Origin of the sequence: Mesorhizobium sp. LCM 4576 (assembly GCF_001854815.1) — a bacterium.
In the GTDB taxonomy this organism is placed as follows: Bacteria; Pseudomonadota; Alphaproteobacteria; order Rhizobiales; family Rhizobiaceae; genus Mesorhizobium; species Mesorhizobium plurifarium.
Genome location: NZ_MDDT01000015.1, coordinates 102,465 through 128,572, shown reverse-complemented (window position 1 = coordinate 128,572; position 26,108 = coordinate 102,465). Strand labels below are relative to the sequence as shown.

Below are 26,108 nucleotides of genomic sequence, written 5' to 3'. Positions count from 1 at the left end.
CACCATGGTGGCGAGYGACGCCGCCGAATCCGGCAAGCTGGTGATYGAAGCCAAGGCCATCGACAAGAGCTTTGGCGACCTCACCGTGGTCAAAGGGTTCTCGACCCGCATCCAGCGCGGCGACCGCGTCGGCCTGGTCGGCCCGAACGGCGCGGGCAAAACGACATTGCTGAAGATGYTGACCGGAGAGCTGGCGCCGGATGCCGGCACCGTGCGGCTCGGTGTCAATCTCGAGATCGCGACGCTCGATCAGAAACGCGAGGCCGTCGACCCGCAGGAGACGCTGGCGCACTACCTGACCGACGGGCGCGGCGAGAACCTGCTCGTCAATGGCGAGCAGCGCCATGTCGTCTCCTACATGAAGGATTTCCTGTTCAAGCCCGAGCAGGCGCGYACGCCGGTGCGCGAGCTTTCCGGCGGCGAGCGGGCGCGGCTGCTGCTGGCCCGCGTTCTGGCGCGGCCGGCGAACCTTCTGGTGCTCGACGAGCCGACCAACGATCTCGACATGGAGACGTTGGAACTGCTGCAGGAATTGGTCGCGGGCTTTGCCGGCACGGTGATCCTGGTCAGCCACGACCGCGACTTCCTCGACCGCACCGTCACCAGCGTGATCGCGCCAGAGGGCAACGGCCGCTGGATCGAATATGCCGGCGGCTATTCCGACATGCTGGCGCAGCGCGGCGGCTCGAAGCTAGAAGACCGCAAGGCAAGGTCGAAGGCCGAGACCGCCGAGGCTTCGCCGAAAGCCGAACAGACAGCACCCAAGGGTCCAGCGAAAAAGCTCTCCTTCAAGCAGAAGTTCGCGCTGGACTCCCTGCCGAAGAAGATCGAGGCGGTGACGGCCTCGATCTCGCGGCTGGAGAACAACATCGCCGACCCCGCCTTCTACGAGCGCGATCCCGTCTCGTTCCAGAAGACCATCGCCGCGCTCGACAAGGAGCGCACGACGCTTGCCGCACTCGAGGAAGAGTGGCTGGAGCTGGAGATGCTGCGGGAGGAGATGGAGGGGTAATACCGCGTTCATTGCAAAGGCGGTACCGTGCGCATAAGATATGCGCATAATGAGGACGCCATCATGCGCAAGATAGCAGCGAACGCGGTCCGTCAACCGGCTAATCTGTCGATCGATTCTCAACTTATGGCGGAAGCCAAGGGGCTCAACGTGAATGTCTCGCGTGCCGCGGAAGCCGGTATAGCGGAAGCGGTTGCTGCGGAGAAAACGCGGCTGTGGAAGCTTGAGAACCGTGCGACGATGGAGGCCTGGAACGACTATGTCGACAAGCATGGCATCCCGCTCGCCGAGCATCGGCAATTCTGATGGBGCGCTACGACGTCTTCGCCAGCGGCATCGAAGGCGGCTATTTGCTCGATGTTCAATCCGGCCTGCTCGACCACTTCAAGACTAGGGTCGTCGTTCCGCTTCTGCCGCTGACCTCGACGCCTTCGCCGATGCGCAAGCTGCATCCGGTCTTCGAGATCAATGGGCGCAAGATGGTGATGGCTACTCACCTGATCGCGACAGTGGCTGCGACCGAACTCGGTGAAAATCGAACCAACCTCATAAGCCACCACGACGAGATCGTCGCCGCGCTCGACATGCTGTTTCAGGGCTTCTGAGCGGCGGCGGCTTAAACCGCCGCTGCCCCTCACCCCGACGTCTTCGTCGCCCAGGCCTTCAGCGCCTCGTCGAACACTTTCTCGCCCGGGATGCCCTTTTCCATGGTCAGCAGCGCGCGGCGTCCGGTCTTGTAGACCACCGGCACGTCGATCCAGTCCTGGCCTCGAAGCAGCGTCAGGTTGGCGTCCTCGTCCGCCTTGGTGTCGTTGAGCGCGACGAGGAAGAAGCCGTCGGCGATCTTGGCCGGAATGCCGATCAGCGGGCTGCCGGCATCCTGCTCGGAGCTCTTCATGGCTATGCGCAGGATGTTATCGACGCCGCCGCCGTCAAACCCTTCCGGCGTCAGGAAGATCATCTCGATGATGTGGCTGGCCGGCAAGGTCTGGTCGGTGTTGCGCCGGATCGTCATGCGCAACTGGATGTTCTTGCCGGGGATCGTCGCCTCGGCGCGGATCGCCGGTTCCGGCGGCAGGTCGCCGCCGGGCGATTCCTGCACCAGCGACCAGACGATGCTGCCGGGCTCGGCCGTGCCCTGCTGGGTGCTCGTGCGCTCCTCATAGAAGATCGCCTTCTGCCCGACCGGCACGGTCGCCTCGGCGGTCGCCGGCGCGGGCGGCGTCGTGCCTGCGGCCGGCGGCGTTGCTCCAGCCGCGGGCGGCGTGGCGCCTGCCGCTGGCGGTGCGGTTCCGGCCGCCGGCGGGGTCGGATTGGCCGCGTCGGTCGCCGGCGCTGTTCCTCCGGCAGGCGCGCCAGGCGTTTGCGTGGCCGCAGCAGGCGGGGTCGTCGCTGGCGCCGTTGTCGGCGCGGCCGGCGGCCGCGACGTCAGCGCCGCGACGGATTCGCCCTCGCCGATCGTGGCCTGTCCGCCGGCGGGGCCGGGATCGGTCTCCTTGCCCTCGGGCGTCAGGCGTTGTGTGAACTTGGTCGTCTCCGCGGGCTCGCTGGCGGCGGGGGCCGGCGCGGCGGCCGTCTCGGTGGCGGGCTTGGCCGGAGCCGGCTTCACCAGAGGCTCGGTCGAGACCGTCTTGCTGCCGCCGCCAAGGCCGAAGAGCGAGCCGAACGCGTTCTTGTTCAGCCATATGCCGTAGCCGCCGCCCGCCAGCACCAGGAGCGCGATGAGAGCGGCGATCAAGCCGCCATAGCCGCGCTTGCGCTCCTGCGGCTGTGGCCGCAGGCGCTGGAAGGTGTCGGCCGGCTGCTCATCGCTGGCAAAGACATCGCCGCCATCGTCGGCATCGTCCATGCCGGCCACGCCCACATCGTCTTCGCGCGGCGATGGCATCGGCGGCGTCGCCTTCTGCCAGGCAGGCTCCGCCTTCGGCGCTGCCTGCCAGCTTGGCTCGGTCCTTGCCGTGTTCTGCCAGGCTGGCTCGGCCTTCGCAGGGTCCTGCGGCGCGGGCTCCGCCTTCGGCGCGCTTTGCCAGCTCGGTTCCGTCCTGGCGGGCGGGGCCGCCGGCTTGAACGGTTCGGATTTGAACGGATCCGGCTTCGCAGCCACAGGCGCCGCCGGCTGGCGGGAGTGGTTCGGCTGGTTCCTGTTGCGGTCGATGGAAGAGAAGATATGCTCCAGTTCCGCCAGCGGATCCTCGGCCGGAACGCGTTTGACATAGTCGCGCTCGACGCTGGAGATGGCGTCTTCCAGCGAGCGCTTCTGCTTGCTGACGACATCGGGTGCCAGCGGCGGGGAATATTCGGCGAGCTTCTTCGCCAGCACCGCGCGGGCACCGTCGTATATCTGCTTGCGCACCTCGAACGAAGGATCCCCCTTCTTCTCGAGCTGCTTTTTCAGAACACTAACGAAATCTGCCATGCGTCAGGTGACCTGCATTCTTTTTCCCGCCGGCCGCAAATCAGCCATAGCGCCGGGAAGGGCTGCGAAACTAGTCTTGAAACGGGTCGGTCACAAGTATTGTGTCGTCCCGTTCGGGGCTGGTGGAGAGCAGCGCCACCGGGGCGCCGATCAGCTCCTCGATATAGCGGACATACTTGACGGCTTGCGCCGGCAAATCGTTCCAGCTTCTGGCGCCGGCCGTGGTTCCCTTCCAGCCTTCGAGGGTCTCGTAGATGGGTTCGACCCGCGCTTGCGCGCCCTGGCTGGCCGGCAGGTAATCGATCGTCTCGCCGTCGAGCCGGTAGCCGGTGCAGACCTTGATCTCGTCGAGCCCGTCCAGCACGTCGAGCTTGGTGAGCGCGATGCCCTTGATGCCGTTGACGGCGACGGCCTGACGCACCAGCACCGCATCGAACCAGCCGCAGCGCCGCTTGCGTCCGGTGACGACGCCGAATTCGTGGCCGCGCGTGCCGAGGAACTCGCCGATCTCGTTCTTCTGCTCGGTCGGGAACGGTCCCTCGCCGACGCGCGTCGTGTAGGCCTTGGTGATGCCGAGCACGTAGCCGATGACGCCGGGGCCGACGCCGGAACCGGCTGCCGCTTGGCCCGCCACGGTGTTGGACGAGGTGACGAAGGGATAGGTGCCGTGGTCGATGTCGAGCAGCGTGCCTTGCGCGCCCTCGAACAGGATGCGCTCGCCGGCGCGGCGCTTGTCGTCGAGCACCTTCCAGACGCGGTCCATATAAGGCAGGATCTCGGCGGCCACCGAAGTCACCTCCTGCATGATCGCCTCATGCGTCACTTCCGGATGGCCTAGCCCGCGGCGAAGCGCGTTGTGGTGCGTCAGCAGCCTGTCGACCTTCAAGGGGAGCGTTTCCAAATCCGCCAAATCCATCACCCGCACCGCGCGGCGGCCCACCTTGTCCTCATAGGCGGGGCCGATGCCGCGGCGGGTCGTGCCAATCTTGGTTCCGGAATTCGAAGCGGCGTCTTCGCGGAATCCGTCCAGCTCCCGGTGCAGCGACAGGATAAGCGCGGTGTTTTCGGCTATTTTCAGGCGCTCCGGCGTGACCTCCACGCCCTGTTCCTTGAGCTTCTTGGCTTCGGCGACGAAGGCATGCGGATCGAACACCACGCCATTGCCGATGATCGAAAGCTTGCCCTGCCTGACCACGCCCGAGGGCAGCAGCGACAGCTTGTAGACCTTGCCGTCGACGACCAGCGTATGGCCGGCATTGTGGCCTCCCTGGAAGCGCACGACCACATCGGCCCGTTCCGACAGCCAGTCGACGATCTTGCCCTTGCCTTCGTCGCCCCACTGCGAGCCGACGACCACCACATTGGCCATGTTCTTTTCCCTTGAAATGCCGCGCGGGCGGCCTGAAACGACAGGCCTCTATAGCGTCAAGCGCCGGYCGGCGCGACCCTTTCYTTGYCGCCGAAACCATCCTTTGGYACGTCACCCCCGAACCGAAGGCCGGCGAACGCAAAGGCGACTACCGGCCTTCTGAGGATATTATGCTCCGGCCAGGAGTCGGATCAAAAAGGCGCCGCCGGCGAACGTCAACCCGGTTCAGGCATAACAAAATCCGGCTTTCGCATCATTTACTTGCCGCCGCTGCCGCACTACCCCGGCCTTGACCCTTTAACGCATTGCGCCGCGCCGGATTTGCCGATGCACCGAGCCGCCTATCTTCTGCTTCTGTCGACCATGCTGCTATGGGGCGGCAACTCGGTGGCGGGCAAGCTTGCCGTCGGCCATGTCTCCCCGATGATGCTGGTGTTCCTGCGCTGGGTGATGGCGGTGCTGATCCTGCTGCCCTTCGGTTGGCGGCCGCTGCGCGAAGACTGGCCAAAGCTGCGCAGGCACTGGCGGCTGGTCGCGGCTCTCGGCACCTGCGGCTTTACATTCTTCAACGTCATTTTCTACACCGCGCTCAACTACACGACCGCCATCAACGTCTCGATCGAGCAGGCCGCGATCCCGATCGTCATCATCCTCGCCAATTTCATCTTCTTCCGGATGCGCGTTCAGGCTTTGCAGATCGTCGGCGTCGCGCTCACCATCGTCGGTGTCGCGCTGACCGCGAGCCATGGCGACCTTCGTCAGCTGCTGAAGCTCGACCTCAATTTCGGCGACGCCATCATGCTCGTCGCGGTGCTTTGCTACAGCCTCTATTCGGTCGGGCTGCGCCTGAAACCCGCCATTCGCTGGCAAAGCCTGATGCTCGCCTTATCGATCTCGGCGCTTCTGACCTCGGTGCCTTTCTTCATCTGGGAGATCGTGGCCGGCCGCGTCATCGTGCCGGACGCGCACGGATGGGCGCTGACGCTCTACACGGCGCTCGGCGCCTCCGTCATCGCGCAGATCTTCTACATCAAGGGCAACGAGCTGATCGGCGCCAACCGCGCCGGACTGTTCATCAACCTGGTGCCGATCTTCGGCACGCTGCTTTCGGTGCTGATCGTCGGCGAGCAGTTTCAGCCCTATCAGGCTTTCGCGCTGGCGCTTGTCCTCGGCGGCATTGCCCTTGCCGAATACAGCGGCAGCAGAACAGTGCTGCAGACCGGATGATATCTGCCGCATAATGTTCCAAGCAGTCGTCAGCAACTTCTATCCCACTAAGGATATTGATATTTTCGATATACCAAAGCCTGTGGCGGCATTGACTCTCTCAACTTTCGACGAACAGATGCCACGGCCGGGTTGTTTTTCATCGACCAGAGAGGGAACCATGAATTTCCGGATGTTCTTGGCGCTGATCGGCGCCGTTGTCGGCCTCGCGGCCTTTCCCGCATCGGCGTCGGCGGCCACGGTCGCCCACACCACGACATCGCTGAATGTGCGCAGCGGCCCGGGCACGCACTATGCGAAGATCGCAACCTTGCCGGCGGGCCAGAGGGTGACGCTGAACCTTTGCCAGGGCAGCTGGTGCTCGATTGATGCGGCCGGGATTCACGGCTGGGCGAGCGCGAATTACCTCGAGCGTTCCCACGTCGTTCGACCCGTGATCGTGCAGCCGCGCATCGTCGTTCGCCCGCCGCATTACCGCCCGCACTGGCCGCACAAGCCGCAACGGCCGCGCCCGCCCAAGCCGCACAAGCCCCAGTGCAAGATCGCGCCCGGCTTCCCCTGCAAGTGAGGTCGATCAAGGCCTGACAGAATTGAAACGCCCCGCTGCTGTCCCAGGYGGGGCGTTTCAATTTCAATCGCCCGGCGCGTTCACTCGCCGCCGACGTCGAAGCGGAGCCGCTTCGCCGAGTCGATCGACTTGTGCCCCCGCACCTGCTCCAGCACTTTTTCCGGAAACGGCGCGTCGAGATAGAGCAGCGCGATCGCATCGCCGCCAGGCCGGTTACGGCCGAGCTGGAAGTTGGCGATGTTGACGCCATTCTCGCCGCACACCGTGCCGAGCAGGCCGATGATGCCGGGCGCGTCGGCATTGGTCGTGTAGAGCATGTGCTGGCCGACCTCGGCGTCGAGATTGATGCCCTTGATCTGGATGAAGCGCGGCTTGCCGTCGGAGAAGCAGGTGCCGGCGATCGAGCGCGTCATGTGCTCGGTCTTGACGGTGAGCTTGATATAGCCGTCGAACACGCCCGATTTGTCGCGCTTGACCTCGGCGACGATGATGCCGCGCTCCTTCACCATGATCGGCGCCGACACCATGTTGACGTCGGCGACCTGCGGCCGGATCAGGCCTGCGAGCGCCGCGCTCACCAGCGCGCGCGTGTTCATCGTCGCGGTCGAGCCGTCGAACAGGATCTCGACCTCCTTGATCGGGTCCTCGGTGACCTGGCCGACAAAGGCGCCGAGCACTTCGGCGAGCTTGACGAAGGGTTTCAGCCGCGGCGCCTCCTCCGCGGTGATCGAGGGCATGTTGATGGCGTTGGAGACCGCGCCCTTGATCAGATAGTCGCTCATCTGCTCGGCCACCTGCAGCGCGACATTCTCCTGCGCCTCGGTGGTCGAGGCGCCGAGATGCGGGGTCGCCACGACATTCTCCATGCCGAACAGCGGGTTGTTTTCCGCCGGCTCGACCTCGAACACGTCGATGCCGGCGCCGGCCACCTTGCCGCTCTTCAGCGCGGCGACCAGGTCGGCCTCGACGACCAGCCMGCCGCGGGCGCAATTGATGATGCGAACGCCGTCCTTCATCTTGGCGATCGCGGCCGCGTCGATGATGTTGCGCGTCTTGTCCGTCAGCGGCGTGTGCAAGGTGATGAAGTCGGCGCGGGCGAAGAGCTCGTCGAGCTCGACCTTCTGGACGCCGAGCTCCTCGGCGCGGCTGTCCGACAAGAACGGGTCGAAGGCAATCACATGCATCTTCAGGCCGACGCCGCGCGTGGCGACGATCGAGCCGATATTGCCGCAGCCGATCACGCCCAGCGTCTTGCTGGTGATCTCGATGCCCATGAAGCGGTTCTTTTCCCATTTTCCCGCATGYGTCGAGGCGTTGGCCTCCGGGATCTGGCGCGCCAGCGCGAAGATCATGGCGACCGCGTGCTCCGCCGTGGTGATCGAATTGCCGAAGGGCGTGTTCATCACGATGATACCCCTGCGGCTGGCGGCCGGGATATCGACATTGTCGACGCCGATGCCGGCGCGGCCGACGACCTTGAGCCTGGTGGCGGCATTGATCAGCTTCTCGGTGACCTTGGTCGCCGAGCGGATGGCGAGGCCGTCATACTGGCCGATCACCTCGGCGAGCTTTTCCTTGTCCTTGCCGAGATCGGGCAGATAGTCGACGTCGATGCCGCGATCCTTGAAGATCTGCACGGCGGTGGTGGAAAGTTTATCCGAAACGAGAACGCGGGGCGTCATTGCGGCCTCCTTGACGTGGAAATGTCGGGAAATGGCGGCCCGCAGGCCGCCACGGATTTCAGGCCGCTGCTTTCAGCGATGCCTTCTGCGTGGCGAAGGCCCAGTCGAGCCAGGGCAGCAGCGCTTCGAGATCGGAGGTCTCGACGGTTGCGCCGCACCAGATGCGCAGGCCGGGCGGGGCATCGCGATAGGAGCCGATGTCGTAAGCGACGCCTTCCTTGTCGAGCGCTGACACGATGCCCTTGGCGAAAGCCGCCTGGCCGTCGGCGTCGAGCGCCGCGACGTCAGGATCGGTGAAGGAGAGACACACGGACGTGTTCGAGCGTGTCGCCGGATCGACGGCAAGATGACCGAGCCACGGCGACGTCTCAACAAACCGGTCGAGCACCGCGGCATTGGCGTCGGCGCGGGCGATCAGCGCATCGAGCCCGCCGATCGATTTCGCCCAGTGGAGCGCATCGAGATAGTCCTCCACGCACAGCATCGATGGCGTGTTGATSGTCTCGCCCTTGAAGATGYCCTCGATCAGCTTGYCGCCCGAGGTGAGGCGGAAGATCTTCGGCAGCGGCCAGGCCGGCTTGTAGGTCTCCAGTCGCTCGACGGCGCGGGGCGACAGGATCAGCATGCCATGCGCGCCCTCGCCGCCCAGCACCTTCTGCCAGGAGAAGGTGACGACATCGAGCTTCTCGAAGTCGAGCCTTTGCGCGAACGCCGCCGAGGTGGCGTCGCAGATGGTCAGGCCCTTGCGGTTCGCGGGAATGAAATCGCCGTTGGGCACGCGCACGCCCGAGGTGGTGCCGTTCCAGGTGAAGACGACGTCGCGGTCGAAATCGACCTGCTTGAGGTCGGGCAGCTTGCCGTAGCCGGCCTCGAATTTGCGCACGTCGGCGAGCTTGAGCTGCTTGACGACATCCGTCACCCAGCCGGAGCCAAAGCTCTCCCAGGCGACCATGTCGACGCCGCGCTCGCCGAGCAGCGACCATAGCGCCATCTCGACCGCGCCGGTGTCCGACGCCGGCACGATGCCGATGCGATAGCTCGCGGGAACCTTGAGGATTTCGCGCGTCAGCTCGATCGCCTGTTCGAGCTTGGCCTTGCCGATCTTGGCGCGGTGCGAGCGCCCGAGTGCGGCGGCTTTCAGCGCCTCGGCCGACCAGCCGGGACGTTTTGCGCAGGGACCTGAAGAGAAATTGGGGTTTGCCGGACGGAGTCCGGGCTTGGTAGGTGTCGTCATCGTGGTCTATCCTTCCAGATAGTGGCCCCTCGTTGGGGAGGGGTGGCCCACGAACGGCGATATGCGCTCAAGGCTTCGGCGTCAAGAGCAAAGTTTTTGTCGCTGTCGGGATATTCCCTATGACCAGTGTGCGCACCTCGAAATAAAAACGGCGAGCCGTTGGCCCGCCGTGGCATTTCGGAGTCCGTTTCGCTTTACCAGAGGTCGTAGCGCAGGCCGAGCTTGACCTGGTGATTGCTGATGCCTTTGTGGATCGGGAAGGAATTCAGGCTTGCGGCCGTGACATATTCGGCGTCGGGCGCGGAGAAATACTGATAGCCAAGATCGATCAGGACATTCTTCGAGACCTGGTAGGCAAGGCCGGCGTTCAATGTGTATGCCAGGGAATATTTGGTTTTGCTGCTGCGTATGGAGAAGTCGTCGCTTGGATCGCTATTGTTGGTGGAATAGTCCGCCGAAAGGCTGTATTTGCTTTGCACGATACCGATGCCGGCGCCAATATAGGGCGTGACGCCGACATATGTTCCAAGGTCGACATAGCCGTTCAATATGCCTGAGAAGGCATAGTTCTTGAGGCTTCCATCTCCCACGGTCGACGTTGCCGGCGCCACCACGACCGTTCTGTCGTCATAGCTGAAGCTGGCTTTGTTGCCGGGCAGGTAGCCGAGGTTGAGATCGGCGCGGAGATAGTCGTTAAAATGATATCCGAAGCCGATACTGGCGAAATATGCCTTCTCGCTCTCACTGAAGCTTTCGTTGTTAATCGTTGAGGGGAAGGTGAAACTCCCGTTCTTAAAGCTCTTCTGCGGCAGATAAGCGACATCGCCGCGCAGGTACCAGCCCGAGCCGACCTCGACCGGCTGGTAATCCGGCGCCTGGTCGACATAGATCGGCGGATCGTAGTCCGCCGCCAGCGCCGGCGTCATCGGCAGCAGGATGATTGCKGCAAGCGCTGACGCGATACGCGATCTTAATGTCATGGTCCCCGGCTCCTGAAATTGGCGCCAATCACGAACGCGGGCGCCGTTTCAAGATCCCATTGTTAACCATAGTGGTTAAGTGCCGGTTAAGGATGACAGCCGGTTACCGAATTGATTCGATCGATATTACCGGCGTCGCACAAACGAAAAGCCGCCCGGCTGGCGCCGGGCGGCTTTGAATTCGAGGATCCAGGAAGCGATTACTTGGTGTAGATCGGTTCCGGCGGAACGTAGGGCTCCGGCGGCGGCGCGCAGTCCGACTGGCCGCCGAACTGGTAGCGGAGGCCGCCACGCACTTCATGCACGTTGATGCCACGATCGTAGCCGGGGCCAACATTGCTGTCCGAGGCGTATTCGAACATCTTGCCGCCATTGATATGGCTGTAGCGGTAGCCAACGTCCAGCTTGACGCGATCCGTCAGGCAGTAGGAGGCACYGGCCATGAGGGCATAGGCGAAGCGCCAGCCCTTTCCCCCGCGATGGAAGAAGTCGCCATCGTCGTCGCTGTTGTGAAGCGTGTCCCACTTGACCCAAGCGCCACCGATACCGGCGCCGACATAKGGCGTGATGCCGTGCCAGGTACCGATATCGACATAGGCGTTGGCCAGAAGCAGYAGCGCCGAATAGGAGGAGGTGTCGACGGAAGTACAGGGCACGCCGCCGCCGCAGAAGCCGACCGTCGAGCCGCGGAAGTTTGACTTGCTCATCCAGTCCGCGGTGAGATCGGTGCGAAAATACTGGTTCACTTGGTAGCCGATGCCAGCGCCCGCAGATAAGGCGCCCTTGAGGGAGCCCGTGGCGAAGCTGCCCTGAGTCTGGGGCGCGGCCCCGTAAGTGATGTAGTCGGCGCCGCCGAAGCGGGACCAATGATAATCGAGATCGCCGCRGATGTACCAGCCGCCGACATCGACGGGCTGCGCTTCGACGACCGGCGGCGGCGCCTCTTCGATCGGCTGCGGAAGATCGGCCGCCAGCGCCGGGCCGGCCAGCCCCGCGAACAGCGCGGCAAGCACTGCCATTCTCTTTATATTGAACATGCTGTCACCCCTAAGAAGCCTCGGGACGACGCCCGAAGATGGTTGCCTCGGGTGTGGATAATGAATTGCAAAGGTTAAAGGCCGTTTAACCGTACCGATTAACCACGAATCTATACAATTTTAGAGCGAACGCCGTTGTCCGAACGGCCTGCCTGGCGACGAAAAAGCCCGCCTGACGGCGGGCTTTGCGGTTGAGGGGAACTGCGGCCGGGTTCAGGCGGCGCTGCGGGTTTCCTGAAGAATGCCGACGATGTCGTTGACCACCGCTTCGACCAGTTGCGGATCGTCGCCCTCGGCCATCACGCGGATGAGCGGCTCGGTGCCCGAGGGCCGGATGACGAGGCGGCCGGACGTTCCGAGCCGGTTGCGTCCCTCCTCGATCGCCRCCTTGACCGGCGCTTCCTCCAGCGGCTTGCCGCCGGAGATGCGGACATTCTTCAGAAGCTGCGGCACCGGCTCGAACTTCTTCGACAGCTCGCTGACCGGGCGGTTCTGCCGCTTGATGCAGGCCAGCACCTGCAAGGCCGAGACCAGGCCATCGCCGGTGGTCGAGAAATCGGAAAGCACGATGTGGCCCGACTGCTCGCCGCCGACATTCAAGCCATGCGCGCGCATATGCTCGACCACATAGCGGTCGCCGACCTTGGTGCGATGGAGCTGCAGCTTCATGTCGCCGAGGAAACGTTCCAGGCCGAGATTGGACATCACGGTGGAAACGACGCCGCCGCCGGCCAGTCGTCCGCTCTGGTGCCAGGATTCGGCGATCAGCGCCATGATCTGGTCGCCGTCGACGATCGCTCCGTTCTCGTCGACGATGACGACACGGTCGRCATCGCCGTCGAGCGCGATGCCGATGTCGGCGCGCACCTCGTGCACCTTCTTCTGCAGGCCGGCCGGATGGGTCGAGCCGCACTCCTTGTTGATGTTGAAGCCGTTCGGCTCGACATTGATCGCCACCACCTCGGCGCCGAGTTCCCACAGCGCCTCGGGCGCCACCTTGTAGGACGCGCCGTTGGCGCAGTCGACGACGATCCTCAGGCCCGAGAGCGACATCGAGCGCGGCAGCGTGCGCTTGGCGAATTCGATATAGCGGTCATGCACGCCATCGACGCGCTTGGCCCGGCCGAGCCCGTCGGAATCGGCGAGCRCAAGGTCGATGTCCTTGTCGAGCATGCTCTCGATGCGCTCCTCGATCTCGTCGGAAAGCTTGTAGCCGTCGGGACCGAACAGCTTGATGCCGTTGTCGTAATAAGGATTGTGCGAGGCCGAGATCATCACGCCGATGTCGGCGCGCAGCGAGCGCACCAGCATGGCGACGGCGGGCGTCGGGATCGGGCCGAGCAGGAACACGTCCATGCCGGCGGCRCACAGGCCCGCGACCATGGCGTTCTCGATCATGTAGCCGGAAAGCCGYGTGTCCTTGCCGAGCACGACGCGGTGACGATGATTGCCGCGCTGGAACGAGAGCCCGGCGGCCATGCCGACGCGCATGGCGACCTCGGCCGTCATCGGAAATTTGTTGGCGCGTCCGCGGATACCGTCTGTGCCGAAATACTGACCTGCCATGTGCCTTGCTGTCCCCGTCGGTTTTTCAGCCGCCCCTATTGCCACAATTGAGCCGCATCCGATCATCAAATTTCGTGATTGTATATTACCAATCCTTAGAAAAACATTGTCGTGGGCGGTGCGCGTGGCTCGAGAGCMCGACACTCTTCTCGCTGCAGGGGTAGTATGTCAGCGGAGGGCAGCTTTTCGTCATGCGTTCGCACGGAGAACCTTGGCGGCGTAGCGGCTATGCCGAGCGATTCATCACCTTATCGGGAACAACACACTTTGTGACGGGCCTCGTGCTGGAAGCATCTGGCGCAACCGCACATTGAGAGCTATTGATTTGGCATAGGGACACTTATTGGCGGCAGCAAGGGAGAAAACGCCATGCTTATTCATAGACTTGCAGCTTTGACGGGYCTCGCCGTCGCAACCTTGTTCATGGCGGCACCGGCCAACGCGCTGACCATGGCCGAGTGCAGCACCAAGTATAACGCGGCCAAGGATGCTGGAACGCTCGCCGGCCAGACCTGGAACCAGTTCCGCAAGGCGCAGTGCGGCAGCGATGCCTCCGCCGCGACCGACACCAAGGCGGCGACCGATACGAAGGCCGCCGACACCAAGACGACCAAGAAGGCAAAGACGGCCGCCGCTGCCGATGACGCAGCCAAGGGCCTGAGCTCCAAGGAGTGCAGCGCCAAATACCAGGCTGCAAAATCCGCCGGCACGCTCAACGGCATGAAGTGGAACGACTTCCGCAAGGCCGAGTGCGGTCCTGGCGCAACCGCCGCGGCTGCCGCCGCCCCGGCTGCGACAACCAAGACTTCGACCGCCGCTGCCGACGGCGGCAAGGGCCTGACCATGGCCGAGTGCAGCACCAAGTACCAGGCTGCCAAGACCGCCAACAAGCTGAACGGCATGAAGTGGAACGACTTCCGCAAGGCCGAGTGCGGCGCCGGCGCCGACGATGACGACACCGTGCCGGCGCCGTCGGAAGCCACCTATACCAGCGAGCCGGCGAAACCGTCAGTCGCCGCGCCGAAGGGCGTGACCTTCCCGAAGGCGATCTCGCCGAAATTCGCCACCGAGACCCCGGCCAAGGGCCGCATGCATACCTGCCTCGAGCAGTACTACGCCAACAAGGATGCCAACACGCTGAACGGCCTGAAGTGGATCCAGAAGGGCGGTGGCTTTTACAGTCTCTGCAACGCCAAGCTGAAGAGCTGATCGCCGAATTATCGAAGAGAAAAGGCCCGCGCATCGCAAGATGCGCGGGCTTTTTTGCAGGCGAAGAGCCTGCGGCCTTCCTCGCATCTGCATATCGACGTAGCTGCGGGCATGATCGATTCGCCCACACTGCAACCGGCAGGCCTATCGGTAGTTGCAAAATTCCGATTGAACATAACAGGAACAAACGGTATACAAAGGGCGTCGAGATTACTGTCACTCAGGAGGGTCTTATGTTCAGTTTGAAATTGACAGCGTTGGCTGTGACGGCATTGGTCGCTTGGACCGCCGCGCCTGCAAGCGCACTGACGATGAAGGAATGCGGCGAGACCTATCGGGCAGCCAAGGAAGGTGGCACTCTGAACGGCATGGACTGGGCCGCTTTCCGCAAGGAGAAGTGCGCGACGTCCGCCGCGGAGAGTGTCAGCGCGGATTTGGCTGYAACCGCTGAGCAGCCGAAAAAAGAAACCAGCGCGGCGGTCGCCCCCACTGTAGCGCCGGCGGGCGTGACATTCCCGACCACCCTCGCCGCCGAGTTCAAGACCGAAAGGCCCGCRAAGGCCCGGATGAAGACCTGCCTGCAGGGTTACCACGACAACAAGGAGGCGGGTACGTTGAACGGCCTTCGCTGGATCCAGAAGGGCGGCGGTTATTACAGCCTCTGCAATGCCAGGCTGAAGAGCTGAACGCCTTAGCCTCTTCCAGAAAAAGCCCGCGCATCGCAAGGTGCGCCGGCTTTTTGTTTGGGCGGATTCCGAGGTCACATCCGCTCCTCAGGGAAGCGCCGTCCGCGACACTGCCAATCTCCCCTCGAGGGGAGATGTCCGGTTCACCCTCCGCAGCTGCAGCGCAGTTGCTGCGGAGGACGGGCAAGACAGAGGGGCGCTGTTCTCGCCGGCGYATCAAAGCTTGGGTTCCTCGCCCCCCGCCAAAGGCGGGGGAGAGGTGGCCGCGAAGCGGACGGAGAGGGGGCCTTCGTAGGGCGCTCCCCTCTCCGTCTCGGCTTCTCCGAGACACCTCTCCCCACTTTCGTGGGGCGAGGAACCTTCGTCCTGTGAGCGCCGCGATCCTTCGCGCTCCCCCTCTACCCTGCCCTGTCCTCCGCGGCAGCTACGCTGCAGCCGCGGAGGGTGGACTCCACAAGGGGGAGATTGGCCGTCACGGTGACCTTCGCAAATCACAAGCCCCAAAAACGAAAACGCCGCGGTTTGATCCGCGGCGTTTGTCTGTAGGATTTAGCCAATTCTCAGCTTGACGGCTGCGGCTCCATGCCGCCTTCGGGCTCGGGGCCCTTCTTGCGGCGGCCGCCCGTGCCGGCCTTCGGCACGGCCGAGCCACGGCTGGGCGGCGTGTCGTCGCCGAGGTCTCTGGCGGGCTTGTGCCCGGCGATCAGCTGCTTGATCTCGTCGCCCGACAGCGTCTCGTATTCGAGCAGCCCTTCGGCAAGCGCGATCCAGTCTTTCTTCTTCTTGGTCAGCACCGACTTCGCGGTCGAATAGGCGTCGTCGATCAGCCGCCGCACCTCGGCGTCGATGATCTGCGCCGTCTCTTCCGAGATGTTCTGCTGGCGCGCCACCGAATGGCCGAGGAAGACCTCTTCCTGGTTGTCGCCATAGGCGACATGGCCGAGCTTGTCGGAGAAGCCCCAGCGCGTGACCATGGCCCGCGCCAGCTTGGTCGCCTGCTCGATGTCGGAGGAGGCGCCCGACGTGATGTTCTCCTTGCCGAACTTGAATTCCTCGGCGACGCGGCCGCCCATCATGATCGCCAGCCTGGAGATCATGTATTTGTAGCTCATCGAATAGCGGTCGCCTTCGGGCAGCTGCATGACCATGCCGAGCGCGCGGCCGCGCGGGATGATGGTCGCCTTGTGCAGTGGATCGGCCGTCGGCACGTTGAGTGCCAGGATGGCGTGGCCGGCTTCGTGATAGGCGGTCAGCTCCTTCTCGGCCTGCGTCATCGCCGACGAGCGGCGCTCGGCGCCCATCATGATCTTGTCCTTGGCGTCCTCGAACTCGGCCATGGTGACGAGCCGCTTGTTGCGGCGCGCCGCCATCAGCGCGGATTCGTTGACGAGGTTCATCAGGTCGGCGCCCGAGAAGCCGGGTGTGCCGCGCGCGATGACCTTGAGGTCGACATTGGGCGCCAGCGGCACGTTGCGCACATGCACCTTGAGGATCTTCTCGCGGCCGACGATATCGGGGTTCGGCACCACGACCTGGCGGTCGAAGCGGCCGGGCCTCAAGAGCGCCGGGTCGAGCACGTCGGGCCGGTTGGTGGCGGCGATCAGGATGATCGACTCGTTGGACTCGAAACCGTCCATCTCGACCAGCAGCTGGTTCAATGTCTGCTCGCGCTCGTCATTGCCGCCGCCGAGGCCGGCGCCGCGATGACGGCCGACCGCGTCGATTTCGTCGATGAAGATGATGCAGGGCRCATTCTTCTTGGCCTGGTCGAACATGTCGCGCACGCGGCTTGCGCCGACGCCGACGAACATCTCGACGAAGTCCGAACCGGAAATGGTGAAGAACGGCACATTGGCCTCACCCGCGACCGAGCGGGCGAGCAGCGTCTTGCCGGTGCCGGGCGGGCCGACGAGCAGCACACCGCGCGGGATCTTGCCACCGAGACGCTGGAACTTCTGCGGATCGCGCAGGAACTCGACGATCTCCTCGAGGTCTTCCTTGGCCTCGTCGACGCCGGCGACGTCCTGGAAGGTGACGCGGCCGTGCGCCTCGGTGAGCAGCTTGGCCTTCGACTTGCCGAAGCCCATGGYGCGACCGGAGCCGGACTGCATCTGGCGCATGAAGAATATCCACACGCCGAGGATCAGGATCATCGGCAGCCACGAGATCAAGTATCCGAACAGCGAATTGGAGCCGTCGGTCTCAGGCTTGGCGGTGATGGTGACGTTCTTGTCCTGCAGCCTGGAAACCAGCGACGGGTCGCCTGGCGAATAGGTCTGGAAGCCGTTGGCGTTGTCCGTGTAATTGCCGAAGATGCGGGCGCCGGCGATGGTCACGCTCTTGACCCGGCCGGAAGCGACATCCTGCAGGAACTGCGAATAGGCGATATCCGTCGTGGCACCGCGCGTCTGAGGYGTCTGGAACAGATTGAACAGGGCGATGAGCAGGACGGCTATGATCGCCCAGAGCGCGAGGTTGCGATAAYTCGGATTCATCTATTGTCCCGTTGGGGCCCGCATACGGACCCGCGATGATGGAGAAGCTTGGGCCTAACATAGGGAGAGCGCCTCCCCTTGCCAAGCAGAACAGCATGTATCGGTTAAGCTTTCGCCCACCCTCGGCCACCATCATGGCCGAGGAATGGCGGCGCCGGCAAAGGCGGCGCGCCGACAAGCGCCGCGATGGCGGCGGCGGGCTTAAGATCGAAGGACGGCAGGAAGCGGGCGAAAGGGGCCACCGCCGGAACCATCGAGATCGCCAGCGAGCCGGCATCGCCACCAGCAGCATCAAGGCACACGCCACCGCGCCACAGCGCCGGCTCCACGGCCCGCGCCGCGCGTGAGAGGCTTTGCGGAACATCCTCGCTCAAGGACGCTTGCCTGGCGGCGGCGAACCCCAGTGGCGCGATCACCAAGTCGCCCGGCCTGTCTTTCAAAGTGATGCGTTCTTTCAAAGTGATGCGTCGCCGGTTGTCCCAAAGCTGGTTGTCCGACGGCGGCAGGGCAGCGGGCAGGTTGCGGTTCTCGCGGCGGAGGAAAATGCCGGTTCGCCGCGCATCGACCACCGTCCGCGACAATGTGGCGCAAAGCGACCCCAACCGCAGGCGCGAAAACAACGCGGCGCAGCGCGCCTCATCGGCGAGGAACGACACACCGCCGACGGTGGCCAAAAGGATGCGCAACGCATAGATGGCCGCTTCCCCATCCTCCTGCCTGGCGAAATCGCGATCGAGGCGGATGAGGCCTGGACCTGGTCTGTCGGCAAGCACGTCGACAAGCATCGCGGCGCGGCGACCGATATCCTGGCGCGCGAAAGCCGCCTGGCGCGACCGCGCCAGCGCTTCCGCGATGCGCCGTTCGCCTTCGCCCTGCACGAGCTTCGCCCGCACGCGCGGTCGCTCGAAGCGGATATCGATATTGGTCGGGTCCTCGATCCAGCCGACATTGCAGGCCCGCAGCATGTCGCGCAGCGCCGCGCGCCTTGTGCCGAGAAGCGGCCGGATGATCCATGTCCGCCAGTCGTGCAGCGTGGCGGGCGCCATGCCAGCGAGGCCGCGGCCGTCATCGTCGCGCGCCTGGCGCATCAGCACCGTCTCCGCCTGGTCGTCGGCGGTGTGGCCGGTCAGGATCAGCTTGATATGTTCGGCATCGGCTGCTTCTGCAAGCAGCCCGTAGCGCTGCTCGCGTGCGGCGGCCGCCAGGCCCGTGGCAGGCTTGTCGCCGCGCCAGGCGAGAATGCGATGCGCAATGCCGCGCTCGGCGCAGAACCTGGCAACCTGCCGCGCCTCGGTAGCCGAGTCCGGCCTCAAGCCGTGATCGATCGTCACCGCGAGCAGCCTGGCGCCCGATGCGGTCCGGTCGAGGTGATCCTTGAGGAGGAGAAGAAGGGCGGTCGAGTCGCTGCCGCCGGATACGGCTGCAACGGCGCCGCTCGAAAAGTCCAGGTCTGAGAAAAGGCGGTCTTTGGTATCGGGCGTCAGCACGCCGCCAGCGCCTTTTCCTGCTTGATGCGTTCCTTGAGCGTGCCGGAAACGTCGGGATAGCGCTTGCCGATCTCGTTGAAGGTGGCGCAGGCCACGTCGTTCTGCTTCAGGCCCACCAGCGAAACGCCGAGCTTGAGCAGCATGTCGGGCGCCTTCTTGGCCTTCGGATAGTCCTTGCTGGCGGCGAGGAAGACCTCCGCCGCGTCACGGTATTTCTGTTGACCGAGCAGCGACTCGCCCAGCCAGTAATGCGCGTCCGCCGCCTTGGCGTCCTTAGGGAAGCGCGAAATATGGTCGCGAAAACCCTGCTCGGCGGTCGGGTAGTCGCCCGACAGGATGAACTGGTAGGAATTGCGATAGAGCTCGTCGGGATTGTCGGTCGACGGCAGGGCCGCGACTTCGGTGCCGCCGGCCTTGTTCTTCCTGGCCGGCGTTTCGGCGGAAGGAGCGTTTGCCGTGGCCGCGGGAGCTTGCGCCGGCGCGCTGGCCTGCGAACCGGTCTCGGCATTGACCACGTTGCCGTTCTTGTCGACGGTGATGGTGCCGAAATTCTTCGGCGGCGCGCCGGTGATCAGCTTGCCGGGATCGCCGGTCTGCGATTCCACGATCACGTCGCCGACGGTCTTRCCGCCGCCATCTTGCCCACCGGTGTCGGCCGGCGCCTGCGTCGCCGGGGCCTGGGCGACGCTGTTGTCGGTTCCGGCGTCGCCGGTGCCGGAATCCCCGGAGYCGGCGTCGCCGAGATTGGTGCTGCCGCCGTTGCCATTCCCGTCCTGGGGCGCGGCCTCCGACTTCTTCTGCCCGGCCGGCTTGGCGCCGCCTTGCGCACCGCCCTCGAGCTGCTGGAAGCGGAACTCGTTGTCTTCCTGCTGCTTTCGGATCTGTTCCTGCATTTGCAGGATCTGGAAATTCATCTCCTCGATCTTGCCGTTCAACTGTCGCAGCTGGTCTTCCAGACCGGTCATGCCACCGCTGTTGTCCTGCGCGATCTGCGCCGGTTCCGGCTTCTTCTTGTCGCCGAAGATGCCGAGTGTCGGCAGATGGAAGGTGAAGCCACTGTCGGAGGCCTGCCCGGCGCCGTTGGCCGACGCGGCAAGGCTTGGGAGGCTTGATACGAGCAGCAGCGCAAGCGTGCCGCTCAGGACCGTTCTGAAATGCATTCTGTCTCTCGCGGTGGGTGTTGGCCTGATGCGCCTTTCCAAATCAAAACAGGGGGAGCAAGCGCCCTCGCGCTCATAGCAGGACGCGAGACTTCGGCCAAATTTTGTTTCAGGGTGTCGCAAATGAAAAAGGCGGCCCTGCGGCCGCCTTTGATTTTTGCGGTGTTGTATTTTTGTCGCCTGCGGCGTCGCGCCAAGCGGCGGCCGCGGGACCGGCCTTAGGAGCCGGCGCCGGAAAGCGTGGTGACGGCGCGGCGGTTCTGCGACCAGCAGGAGATATCGTCGCAGACCGCGACCGGACGTTCCTTGCCGTAAGAGATCGTCTTCAGGCGGCTGGCGGAGACGCCCTTGGAGACCAGGAAGTCGCGCGTGGCGGCGGCGCGGCGGGCGCCCAGCGCCAGATTGTACTCACGCGTGCCGCGCTCGTCGGCATGGCCTTCGATGACGATCGCGTACTGGCGATACTGATTGAGCCACTGCGCCTGACGCGAGAGCGTGGTCTGCGCATCGGCGCGGATCGACGAGGAATCAGTGTCGAAGAAGATGCGGTCGCCGATGTTGACGGTGAAATCCTGGGCCGAACCCGGCGTCGCGGCGCCGGCGCCGTTGAGGCCGAGATCCGCCGCGCTGTTCGGGGTCTTCTTCGAGGCGCAACCGGTGATGGCGAGAGYCGCCACCAGCGCAATCATCGCCGGGTTTCTGGTAAGTGCTGCGATACGGCCCATGCCGCCTCTCCTTCGCATATGAGTGATTTCGTTGATCACCCAGTAACCACGTTTGGGTTAACCGGCATTCAAGAAACACGGTTAATTTTTGGTTTCGGCCGCCGTCCTCGGCCGTTACGCATCCACGCATTTACCAAGATCGACAATGCCCGCGGACCGTAGGCGGAAATACGGCCAAAACGCGACCAAGCCGTGGAAAAGGGGAACTGAAGAATTGAGGAATTGAAGAATTGAGGAAAAGGGTCACTTCAGCCTCTCCCTCAGATTCACCAGCATTCCATAGATATGAACATAGGACCGCAGCCATTCGTCGCGCTGCGCTTGTGCGACGTAGCCAAGATCGAAGGCATAGGAAATCCACGTTCCATTTCGCTGCATGATCCCAGAGCCATCGAAATGAACCGTGCGAATTCTGGCCTGGAATGCGTCTGCTTGGCAAAGCCCTCAGCGAGATTGGCGCAAATCGCCTTGCTGGATCGACGCATTTGGTCCGCCAGCGCGTATTGCTCGATTTTCGGAAAAACGAGCGTCGCTCTGTGAACGTCAAGAGAAACTGCATAAGCACGCCTATAGACTTCCAAATCCTTCGCGCGCTTGATGTAATTGCCCTCTTTCTCCATTCTTCAATTCTTCAATTCATCAGTTCTTCAATTCCTCTCCTGCCCCGCCCCTCACTCCAGCAACGGCGACCAAGCCGGGTCCGAAGCATAGTTCGCCGTCGGAATCTGCTGCTCGTTGCGGCCGGTCAGATCGACCGAAACCAGCTTCGGGCCGCCGGCGGAGTCGCGGAAGAACATCAAGACGCGGCCGTTGGGCGCCCAGGTCGGGCCCTCCTGCTGGAAACCTGAGGACAGGATGCGCTCGCCCGAGCCGTCGGTCTTCATGACGCCGATCTGGAATTCGCCGCCGCTCTGCTTGGTGAAGGCGATCAGGTCGCCGCGCGGCGACCAGACCGGTGTCGAATAGACGCCGTCCCCGAAGGAGATGCGGTGCGGGTTGGAGCCGTCCGCGCCCATGACGTAGATCTGCGAGCGGCCGCTGCCGCCACCACGGTCGGAGGTGAAGACGATCTGCGAGCCGTCCGGCGAATAGGAGGGCGAGGTGTCGATGGCGGTCGAGTCGGTCAGCCGCGTCGTCGAGCGGCTCCTCAAATCCATGGCGAAGATGTTGGAGTTGCCGTCGTCGCGCAGCAGGCTCATGATCACCTTCTGCCCGTCGGGCGAAAAGCGCGGCGCGAACGTCATGCCCGGGAAGTTGCCGACCAGCTCGCGCTGTCCGGTCTCGATCTGCAGGAGATAGACCTTCGGCTGCCCGCTTTCATAGGACATGTAGGTGATTTCCTGTCGGTTCGGCGAGAAGCGCGGCGTCAGCACGATCGAGCGGCCGTCCGACAGATAGCGCACATTGGCGCCATCCTGGTCCATGATGGCGAGCCGCTTCTTGCGCRCGTTCTTGGCGCCGGATTCATCGACGAAGACGACGCGCGTATCGAAATAGCCCTTTTCGCCGGTGATCTTTTCATAGATCGCATCGGCGATGATGTGCGCGACACGGCGTTGATTGGCGTCGTTGGCGAAAAACTGCTCGCCGGCCAGCTGCTGGTTGCCGAAAATATCCCACAGGCGGTACTGGGCGCGGATGCGCCCATCGGCCTCCTTGCTCACGCTGCCGGTGACCAGCGCCTGCGCGTTGATGACCTTCCAGTCGTCGAAACGGGGCGTGGCATCCGGATTCGTGATCTTTTCGACAAAGGCGGCCTTGTCGATCGGCGCGAACAGTCCCGACCGTTTCAGATCGGCTGCGACGATCTCCGATATCTGCGGGCCAAGTCCTCCCTGGAAGTCAGGGATGGCGATCGGCATCGGCTCGACATTGCCTTTGTTGACGTTCAGCTCGAGAGTTGCCTGGGCGGGCAGGATCGCGACGGAACTTATGCCCATCGCCATCGCGGCGACCATCAGGAGCGGCTTGAGGATGGCTTTCATGTCTTCTCGCTTCTCTTGCTGATTTTTTGGACGCACAGGCTTAGAGGCCAAGCATCGCTCTCGGATCGAAGTTGACGCGAATGTCAGACCAGATGTCTTGCTTTCCGGCGGGAACCTGCAGCCCGGCGACATCGCATTTCTGCACGGCGCGAACCGCGCTGGCGTCGAACTGGGGGTTGCCGCTGGACTTCTCGACGGTCGGGCGCCCCTCCAGCTTGCCGGAGGCATTCAGGTTGAAACGCACGACCACAGTGAAGTTCTCGGAGCCTTCGAGGCCGACCGGAAGGGTCCAGCAACCACCGAGCTGGTCCTCCAACGCCCCTTGCTCCGATTTGGAGAGCTTCTGGCCCTGATCCTTTTCGCCGCCGAGCGAGGCCTGCTGGCTTGACCGCTTGGCGCCGCCRCCGGACGGCTTTTGCTTGTCGAGCAGGGCCRTTATCTCGTCGGCGTTGAACTGCTTCTCGTCCGATTTCTTCTTGGAAGAGGCTTCCTTTACCGGCTTTTCGGCGTCCTTGCGATCCGGCGCCTTGGCGCTCTCGGCCTGCGCCGGCTGCGGCTTCGGCCGCGCTTCCGGCGCCGGCGCCGAATCCGGAAGCTTTGCTTCCTCGGTCGGCTGATCCTGCGAGATCGCCTCGGCGACTGCGTCCGGCTTGACCACTTCCTTCTGGATAGCAGCGGTCTTGTCCGGCTGCGGCGCGGGCGTCGGTTCCTTGGCCGGCGTCGGCTTCGGCTCGGTCTGCTTGACCGGCTCGGGCTTGACCTCTTCCTTCGGCGTCGGCGTCGGCGCGACTTCCGTCGCGGGCGTCGGCTTCGGCTTCTCCTGCGGCTTCGGCACGTCCTCGACCGCGGGCTTCTCCGTCGGCGTCGGCGCGGGCGGYGGCGCCGCCGTCTTGTCGACCGGCTTCGGCTTGGCTTCGTCCGTCACCGGCTTGTCGGTGTCGACGGTGTTCTCGCCGACTTTCTGGGCATTGGGAACAACATCCGGGCGCTTCGTCGGAACAGGCGCCGGCTTGTCATGCATGACCGMCTTCTTGTCGCCCTGCAGCGTCTGCGCGATGGCTTCCATCGGCACGATGTCGACTGCCACCGACTCGACGTCGGAGGCAGGCATGGCCGGYGGCGACGATAGCGTGAACAGCCCGAAGGCCAGCGCCACCGCATGCAAGATCACCGAAGAGGTGAGACCGGTCCGCATTTGGCGCGCCTACTGATCCTGTTCCTGCAGCGAGACCAGGCCGATATTCTTGTAGCCGGCCGCCGAAATGCGGGCCATGACCTTCATCGCCGTGCCGTAATCCRTCGACTTGTCGCCGCGGATGAAGATGCGCTCATCATAGCCGGTCTTGGAAATCGCCTGCAGCTTGGCCACCAGCTCMTCGATCGGKATCTCRGTTTCCTGCAGGAAAATCTTGCCCGCGGCGTCGATCGACACGGTGATCGGCTGCGTGTCGACATTCATCGCCTTGGCCTGCGTGTCTGGCAGGTCGATCGGCACCCCGACGGTGAGCAGCGGCGCCGCGACCATGAAGATGATCAACAGCACCAGCATCACGTCGACCATCGGCGTGACGTTGATTTCCGACATCAGGGCATGGTGACGGCCACGGCGCCTATGACCGCGCCCGCCTCGCCCCGAGCCACCTGCGCCAGCAGCAGACATCCCCATGATCGTTCCTCAGGCCTTCTGCGCTACTTTTTCATCGATTTGGCGCGAGAGTATGGCGGAGAACTCGTCCGAGAACCCTTCCATGCGCACGCCGAGCTTGTTCGYGTCCGATGACAGTTTGTTGTAGGCGATGACCGCCGGAATGGCCGCGAGCAGGCCGATCGCGGTCGCGAGCAGCGCTTCCGCGATGCCGGGCGCCACCACCGAAAGGCTGGTGTTTTTCGAGGCGGCRATCGCCTGGAACGACGTCATGATGCCGATGACGGTGCCGAACAGGCCGATGAAAGGCGCGGCCGAGCCGGTGGTGGCGAGGAAGCCGAGGCGGCCCTCCAGCCTTTCCATCTCGCGCGTCAATGCCAGGTCCATGGCCTTGTCGATGCGCGTCTGCAGCGCCAGCGGCGATTTCGCGCCCTTTTCGAAACTCTTCTTCCATTCGCGCATGGCGGCGACGAAGATCGCGCCCATGCCGGTGGTCTTTCGGTCGGCCAGCGTGCGGTAGAGGTCCTCGAGCGATTGCCCGGACCAGAAGACCTGTTCGAAGCGGTTCAGTGCCAATTTCATCCTGCTATAGGCGACGAGCTTGTCGATGATGATCGCCCAGGTCCAGATCGAGGCGCAAAGCAGGCCGWTCATGACCAGCTTGACCACCCAGCCGGCCTGCATGAACAGGGCCCAGATCGACAAATGCGCTGCCGGATCGGCAAGAGCGATGTTTTCCATGACTTAAGTCCTTAAGGTTTTCCGGGCATCGCTGGCGGCTGGCCCATGGGCATTCCTTTGGTCCGATCGCGCGAAGCTTGAAGCTTGCGGGATAAGCCCCGAATGCACCGTTTCGCGGCCTTTTCGAGGCAAATATTGGTGAAAGGAAGGCGCACGAATTGCGCCAATCTTCGCCAATTCCTTCATGAACCGTTATGGTTAAGGATGGGTTAGGACGTAAGGCGCGGCGCATTGCCGCGCTTAGTCTCGGGGCGTTAGCGTCGAGGGGCGTTGAGATTCAGGTCAGRCCGAGTCGAAAATGGCGGATTCCGAGAACCGGAGCGGAGCGTACTTTTAGGTACGTGAGCACCGGAAGCGCAGGAAGCCACCATTTGCAGGCCGGCCTCACCTGAATATCAACGTCCCTTGGGCATGAAAGCAGCAACCCACTCCTTCGGGAAGCGCTTCGGGCGGCCGCTTTCACCGACGATCGCCGCTTCCACCCTAGCCTCCACAAGCACGTCGCCGCCGCGCTTCAACTGCTGGCCCATGAAGATGCGGGCGCCGGAAATGTCGTCGGTGCGCGTGTCGATGGTGAGGATATCGTCCATGCGCGCCGGCGAGCGGAAGTCGATCTCCATGCGCCGGACCACCCAGACGATGCGCTCGCCATGCTTGCCGTCCAGGAGCTCGGTGTGGTGGACGCCGGTCAGCCTCAGATAGTCGGAGCGGCCGCGTTCGAGGAATTCGAGATAGCGCGCATGATAGACGACGCCGGAGAAATCGGTGTCGGCATAGTAGACCCTCGCCATCAGCCGGTGGCCGAAATCCGTCAGCGCTCCGGAAAGTCCGGCGACGAGCGCCGCCGATTCACCATGATCGTCCATCGCGCTTTCCTTTTTCGG

Annotated in this window: 24 protein-coding genes; 7 read left to right on the top strand and 17 right to left on the bottom strand. The window is 63.7% G+C overall.

What is annotated here, in order from left to right:
* From LCM4576_RS07710 to LCM4576_RS07700, 3 genes are all read left to right on the top strand, one after another.
* Positions 1–1,012 (top strand): ATP-binding cassette domain-containing protein (locus LCM4576_RS07710; RefSeq protein WP_116397903.1); only part of this gene is annotated, 1,012 nt, incomplete at its 5' end.
* Between the two features lie 63 nt (positions 1,013–1,075).
* Complete coding sequence (locus tag LCM4576_RS07705) at positions 1,076–1,318, top strand: type II toxin-antitoxin system CcdA family antitoxin (protein WP_040991729.1); 243 nt, start codon at positions 1,076–1,078, stop codon at positions 1,316–1,318.
* The gene (locus LCM4576_RS07700) at positions 1,318–1,617 is read left to right on the top strand and encodes a CcdB family protein (protein WP_071031474.1); all 300 of its coding nucleotides are present in this window, start codon (positions 1,318–1,320) and stop codon (positions 1,615–1,617) included. Before LCM4576_RS07705 ends, LCM4576_RS07700 begins: the two co-directional genes overlap by 1 nt.
* Before the next feature lie 29 nt (positions 1,618–1,646).
* Here LCM4576_RS07700 and LCM4576_RS07695 read toward each other — a convergent pair whose 3' ends face one another.
* Both LCM4576_RS07695 and LCM4576_RS07690 read right to left on the bottom strand, forming a co-directional pair.
* Positions 1,647–3,428, bottom strand: a complete 1,782-nt coding sequence (locus LCM4576_RS07695; RefSeq protein WP_071031472.1) for a hypothetical protein — start codon at positions 3,426–3,428, stop codon at positions 1,647–1,649.
* A gap of 70 nt (positions 3,429–3,498) precedes the next feature.
* Positions 3,499–4,797, bottom strand: a complete 1,299-nt coding sequence (locus LCM4576_RS07690) for an adenylosuccinate synthase (RefSeq protein ID WP_040991723.1) — start codon at positions 4,795–4,797, stop codon at positions 3,499–3,501.
* 327 nt (positions 4,798–5,124) lie between these two features.
* Here LCM4576_RS07690 and LCM4576_RS07685 point away from each other — a divergent pair, with 327 nt between their 5' ends.
* Positions 5,125–6,024: a DMT family transporter gene (locus LCM4576_RS07685; RefSeq protein ID WP_071031470.1), complete on the top strand. Its 900-nt coding sequence runs from the start codon at positions 5,125–5,127 to the stop codon at positions 6,022–6,024.
* Between the two features lie 13 nt (positions 6,025–6,037).
* Positions 6,038–6,592 (top strand): SH3 domain-containing protein, encoded by a 555-nt coding sequence (locus LCM4576_RS07680; RefSeq protein WP_244508300.1) that lies wholly within the window; start codon positions 6,038–6,040, stop codon positions 6,590–6,592.
* An 80-nt stretch (positions 6,593–6,672) separates the two neighbouring features.
* Here LCM4576_RS07680 and serA read toward each other — a convergent pair whose 3' ends face one another.
* The 5 genes from serA to glmM form a co-directional block, all read right to left on the bottom strand.
* Entirely contained in the window at positions 6,673–8,274 is a 1,602-nt protein-coding gene (gene serA, locus LCM4576_RS07675) for a phosphoglycerate dehydrogenase (RefSeq protein ID WP_071031466.1), read from the bottom strand.
* Between the two features lie 58 nt (positions 8,275–8,332).
* Positions 8,333–9,508, bottom strand: coding sequence for a phosphoserine transaminase (locus LCM4576_RS07670; protein WP_071031464.1), 1,176 nt, complete (start codon positions 9,506–9,508; stop codon positions 8,333–8,335).
* Positions 9,509–9,702: 194 nt separating this feature from the next.
* The gene (locus LCM4576_RS07665) at positions 9,703–10,488 is read right to left on the bottom strand and encodes an outer membrane protein (RefSeq protein ID WP_041000911.1); all 786 of its coding nucleotides are present in this window, start codon (positions 10,486–10,488) and stop codon (positions 9,703–9,705) included.
* 200 nt (positions 10,489–10,688) lie between these two features.
* On the bottom strand, positions 10,689–11,525 hold the full coding sequence (locus tag LCM4576_RS07660) for an outer membrane protein (RefSeq protein ID WP_071031462.1): 837 nt from the start codon (positions 11,523–11,525) through the stop codon (positions 10,689–10,691).
* Positions 11,526–11,738: 213 nt separating this feature from the next.
* A complete protein-coding gene (gene glmM / locus LCM4576_RS07655) occupies positions 11,739–13,091 on the bottom strand; it encodes a phosphoglucosamine mutase (RefSeq protein WP_071031461.1) in 1,353 nt (450 codons plus the stop codon).
* A gap of 369 nt (positions 13,092–13,460) precedes the next feature.
* On the opposite strand from glmM, the gene LCM4576_RS07650 reads away from it, so the two are divergent.
* Together LCM4576_RS07650 and LCM4576_RS07645 are read left to right on the top strand one after the other, a co-directional pair.
* Positions 13,461–14,300: a hypothetical protein gene (locus tag LCM4576_RS07650; protein WP_040991706.1), complete on the top strand. Its 840-nt coding sequence runs from the start codon at positions 13,461–13,463 to the stop codon at positions 14,298–14,300.
* A 233-nt stretch (positions 14,301–14,533) separates the two neighbouring features.
* A complete protein-coding gene (locus tag LCM4576_RS07645) occupies positions 14,534–14,986 on the top strand; it encodes a hypothetical protein (protein ID WP_071031459.1) in 453 nt (150 codons plus the stop codon).
* A 560-nt stretch (positions 14,987–15,546) separates the two neighbouring features.
* Here LCM4576_RS07645 and ftsH read toward each other — a convergent pair.
* The 10 genes from ftsH to ybgC form a co-directional block, all read right to left on the bottom strand.
* Positions 15,547–17,481 (bottom strand): ATP-dependent zinc metalloprotease FtsH, encoded by a 1,935-nt coding sequence (ftsH, locus tag LCM4576_RS07640; protein ID WP_071031457.1) that lies wholly within the window; start codon positions 17,479–17,481, stop codon positions 15,547–15,549.
* Between the two features lie 104 nt (positions 17,482–17,585).
* The gene (gene tilS / locus LCM4576_RS07635) at positions 17,586–18,968 is read right to left on the bottom strand and encodes a tRNA lysidine(34) synthetase TilS (protein WP_071031455.1); all 1,383 of its coding nucleotides are present in this window, start codon (positions 18,966–18,968) and stop codon (positions 17,586–17,588) included.
* A complete protein-coding gene (gene ybgF, locus LCM4576_RS07630) occupies positions 18,962–20,128 on the bottom strand; it encodes a tol-pal system protein YbgF (RefSeq protein WP_071031454.1) in 1,167 nt (388 codons plus the stop codon). The genes tilS and ybgF overlap by 7 nt, the downstream gene beginning before the upstream one ends.
* Before the next feature lie 218 nt (positions 20,129–20,346).
* Entirely contained in the window at positions 20,347–20,853 is a 507-nt protein-coding gene (gene pal / locus LCM4576_RS07625) for a peptidoglycan-associated lipoprotein Pal (RefSeq protein ID WP_071031452.1), read from the bottom strand.
* Between the two features lie 266 nt (positions 20,854–21,119).
* Positions 21,120–21,473, bottom strand: coding sequence for a four helix bundle protein (locus LCM4576_RS07620; RefSeq protein ID WP_244508299.1), 354 nt, complete (start codon positions 21,471–21,473; stop codon positions 21,120–21,122).
* 51 nt (positions 21,474–21,524) lie between these two features.
* Positions 21,525–22,838 (bottom strand): Tol-Pal system beta propeller repeat protein TolB, encoded by a 1,314-nt coding sequence (tolB, locus tag LCM4576_RS07615; RefSeq protein WP_071031450.1) that lies wholly within the window; start codon positions 22,836–22,838, stop codon positions 21,525–21,527.
* Positions 22,839–22,878: 40 nt separating this feature from the next.
* Complete coding sequence (locus tag LCM4576_RS07610; RefSeq protein WP_071031448.1) at positions 22,879–24,033, bottom strand: TonB family protein; 1,155 nt, start codon at positions 24,031–24,033, stop codon at positions 22,879–22,881.
* A 9-nt stretch (positions 24,034–24,042) separates the two neighbouring features.
* Entirely contained in the window at positions 24,043–24,504 is a 462-nt protein-coding gene (gene tolR, locus LCM4576_RS07605; RefSeq protein ID WP_071031445.1) for a protein TolR, read from the bottom strand.
* 9 nt (positions 24,505–24,513) lie between these two features.
* A complete protein-coding gene (gene tolQ / locus LCM4576_RS07600) occupies positions 24,514–25,224 on the bottom strand; it encodes a protein TolQ (RefSeq protein WP_071031443.1) in 711 nt (236 codons plus the stop codon).
* 395 nt (positions 25,225–25,619) lie between these two features.
* Complete coding sequence (gene ybgC, locus LCM4576_RS07595) at positions 25,620–26,090, bottom strand: tol-pal system-associated acyl-CoA thioesterase (RefSeq protein ID WP_071031441.1); 471 nt, start codon at positions 26,088–26,090, stop codon at positions 25,620–25,622.
* Positions 26,091–26,108: the final 18 nt, after the last annotated feature.

Excerpts from the sequence above, each read along its gene's own strand:
- LCM4576_RS07705 (WP_040991729.1), top strand. The coding sequence starts at position 1,076 with ATGCGCAAGATAGCAGCGAACGCGGTCCGTCAACCGGCTAATCTGTCG.
- LCM4576_RS07695 (WP_071031472.1), bottom strand. The coding sequence starts at position 3,428 with ATGGCAGATTTCGTTAGTGTTCTGAAAAAGCAGCTCGAGAAGAAGGGG.
- LCM4576_RS07690 (WP_040991723.1), bottom strand. The coding sequence starts at position 4,797 with ATGGCCAATGTGGTGGTCGTCGGCTCGCAGTGGGGCGACGAAGGCAAG.
- LCM4576_RS07685 (WP_071031470.1), top strand. The coding sequence starts at position 5,125 with ATGCACCGAGCCGCCTATCTTCTGCTTCTGTCGACCATGCTGCTATGG.
- LCM4576_RS07680 (WP_244508300.1), top strand. The coding sequence starts at position 6,038 with ATGTTCCAAGCAGTCGTCAGCAACTTCTATCCCACTAAGGATATTGAT.
- LCM4576_RS07620 (WP_244508299.1), bottom strand. The coding sequence starts at position 21,473 with ATGGAGAAAGAGGGCAATTACATCAAGCGCGCGAAGGATTTGGAAGTC.
- ybgC (WP_071031441.1), bottom strand. The coding sequence starts at position 26,090 with ATGGACGATCATGGTGAATCGGCGGCGCTCGTCGCCGGACTTTCCGGA.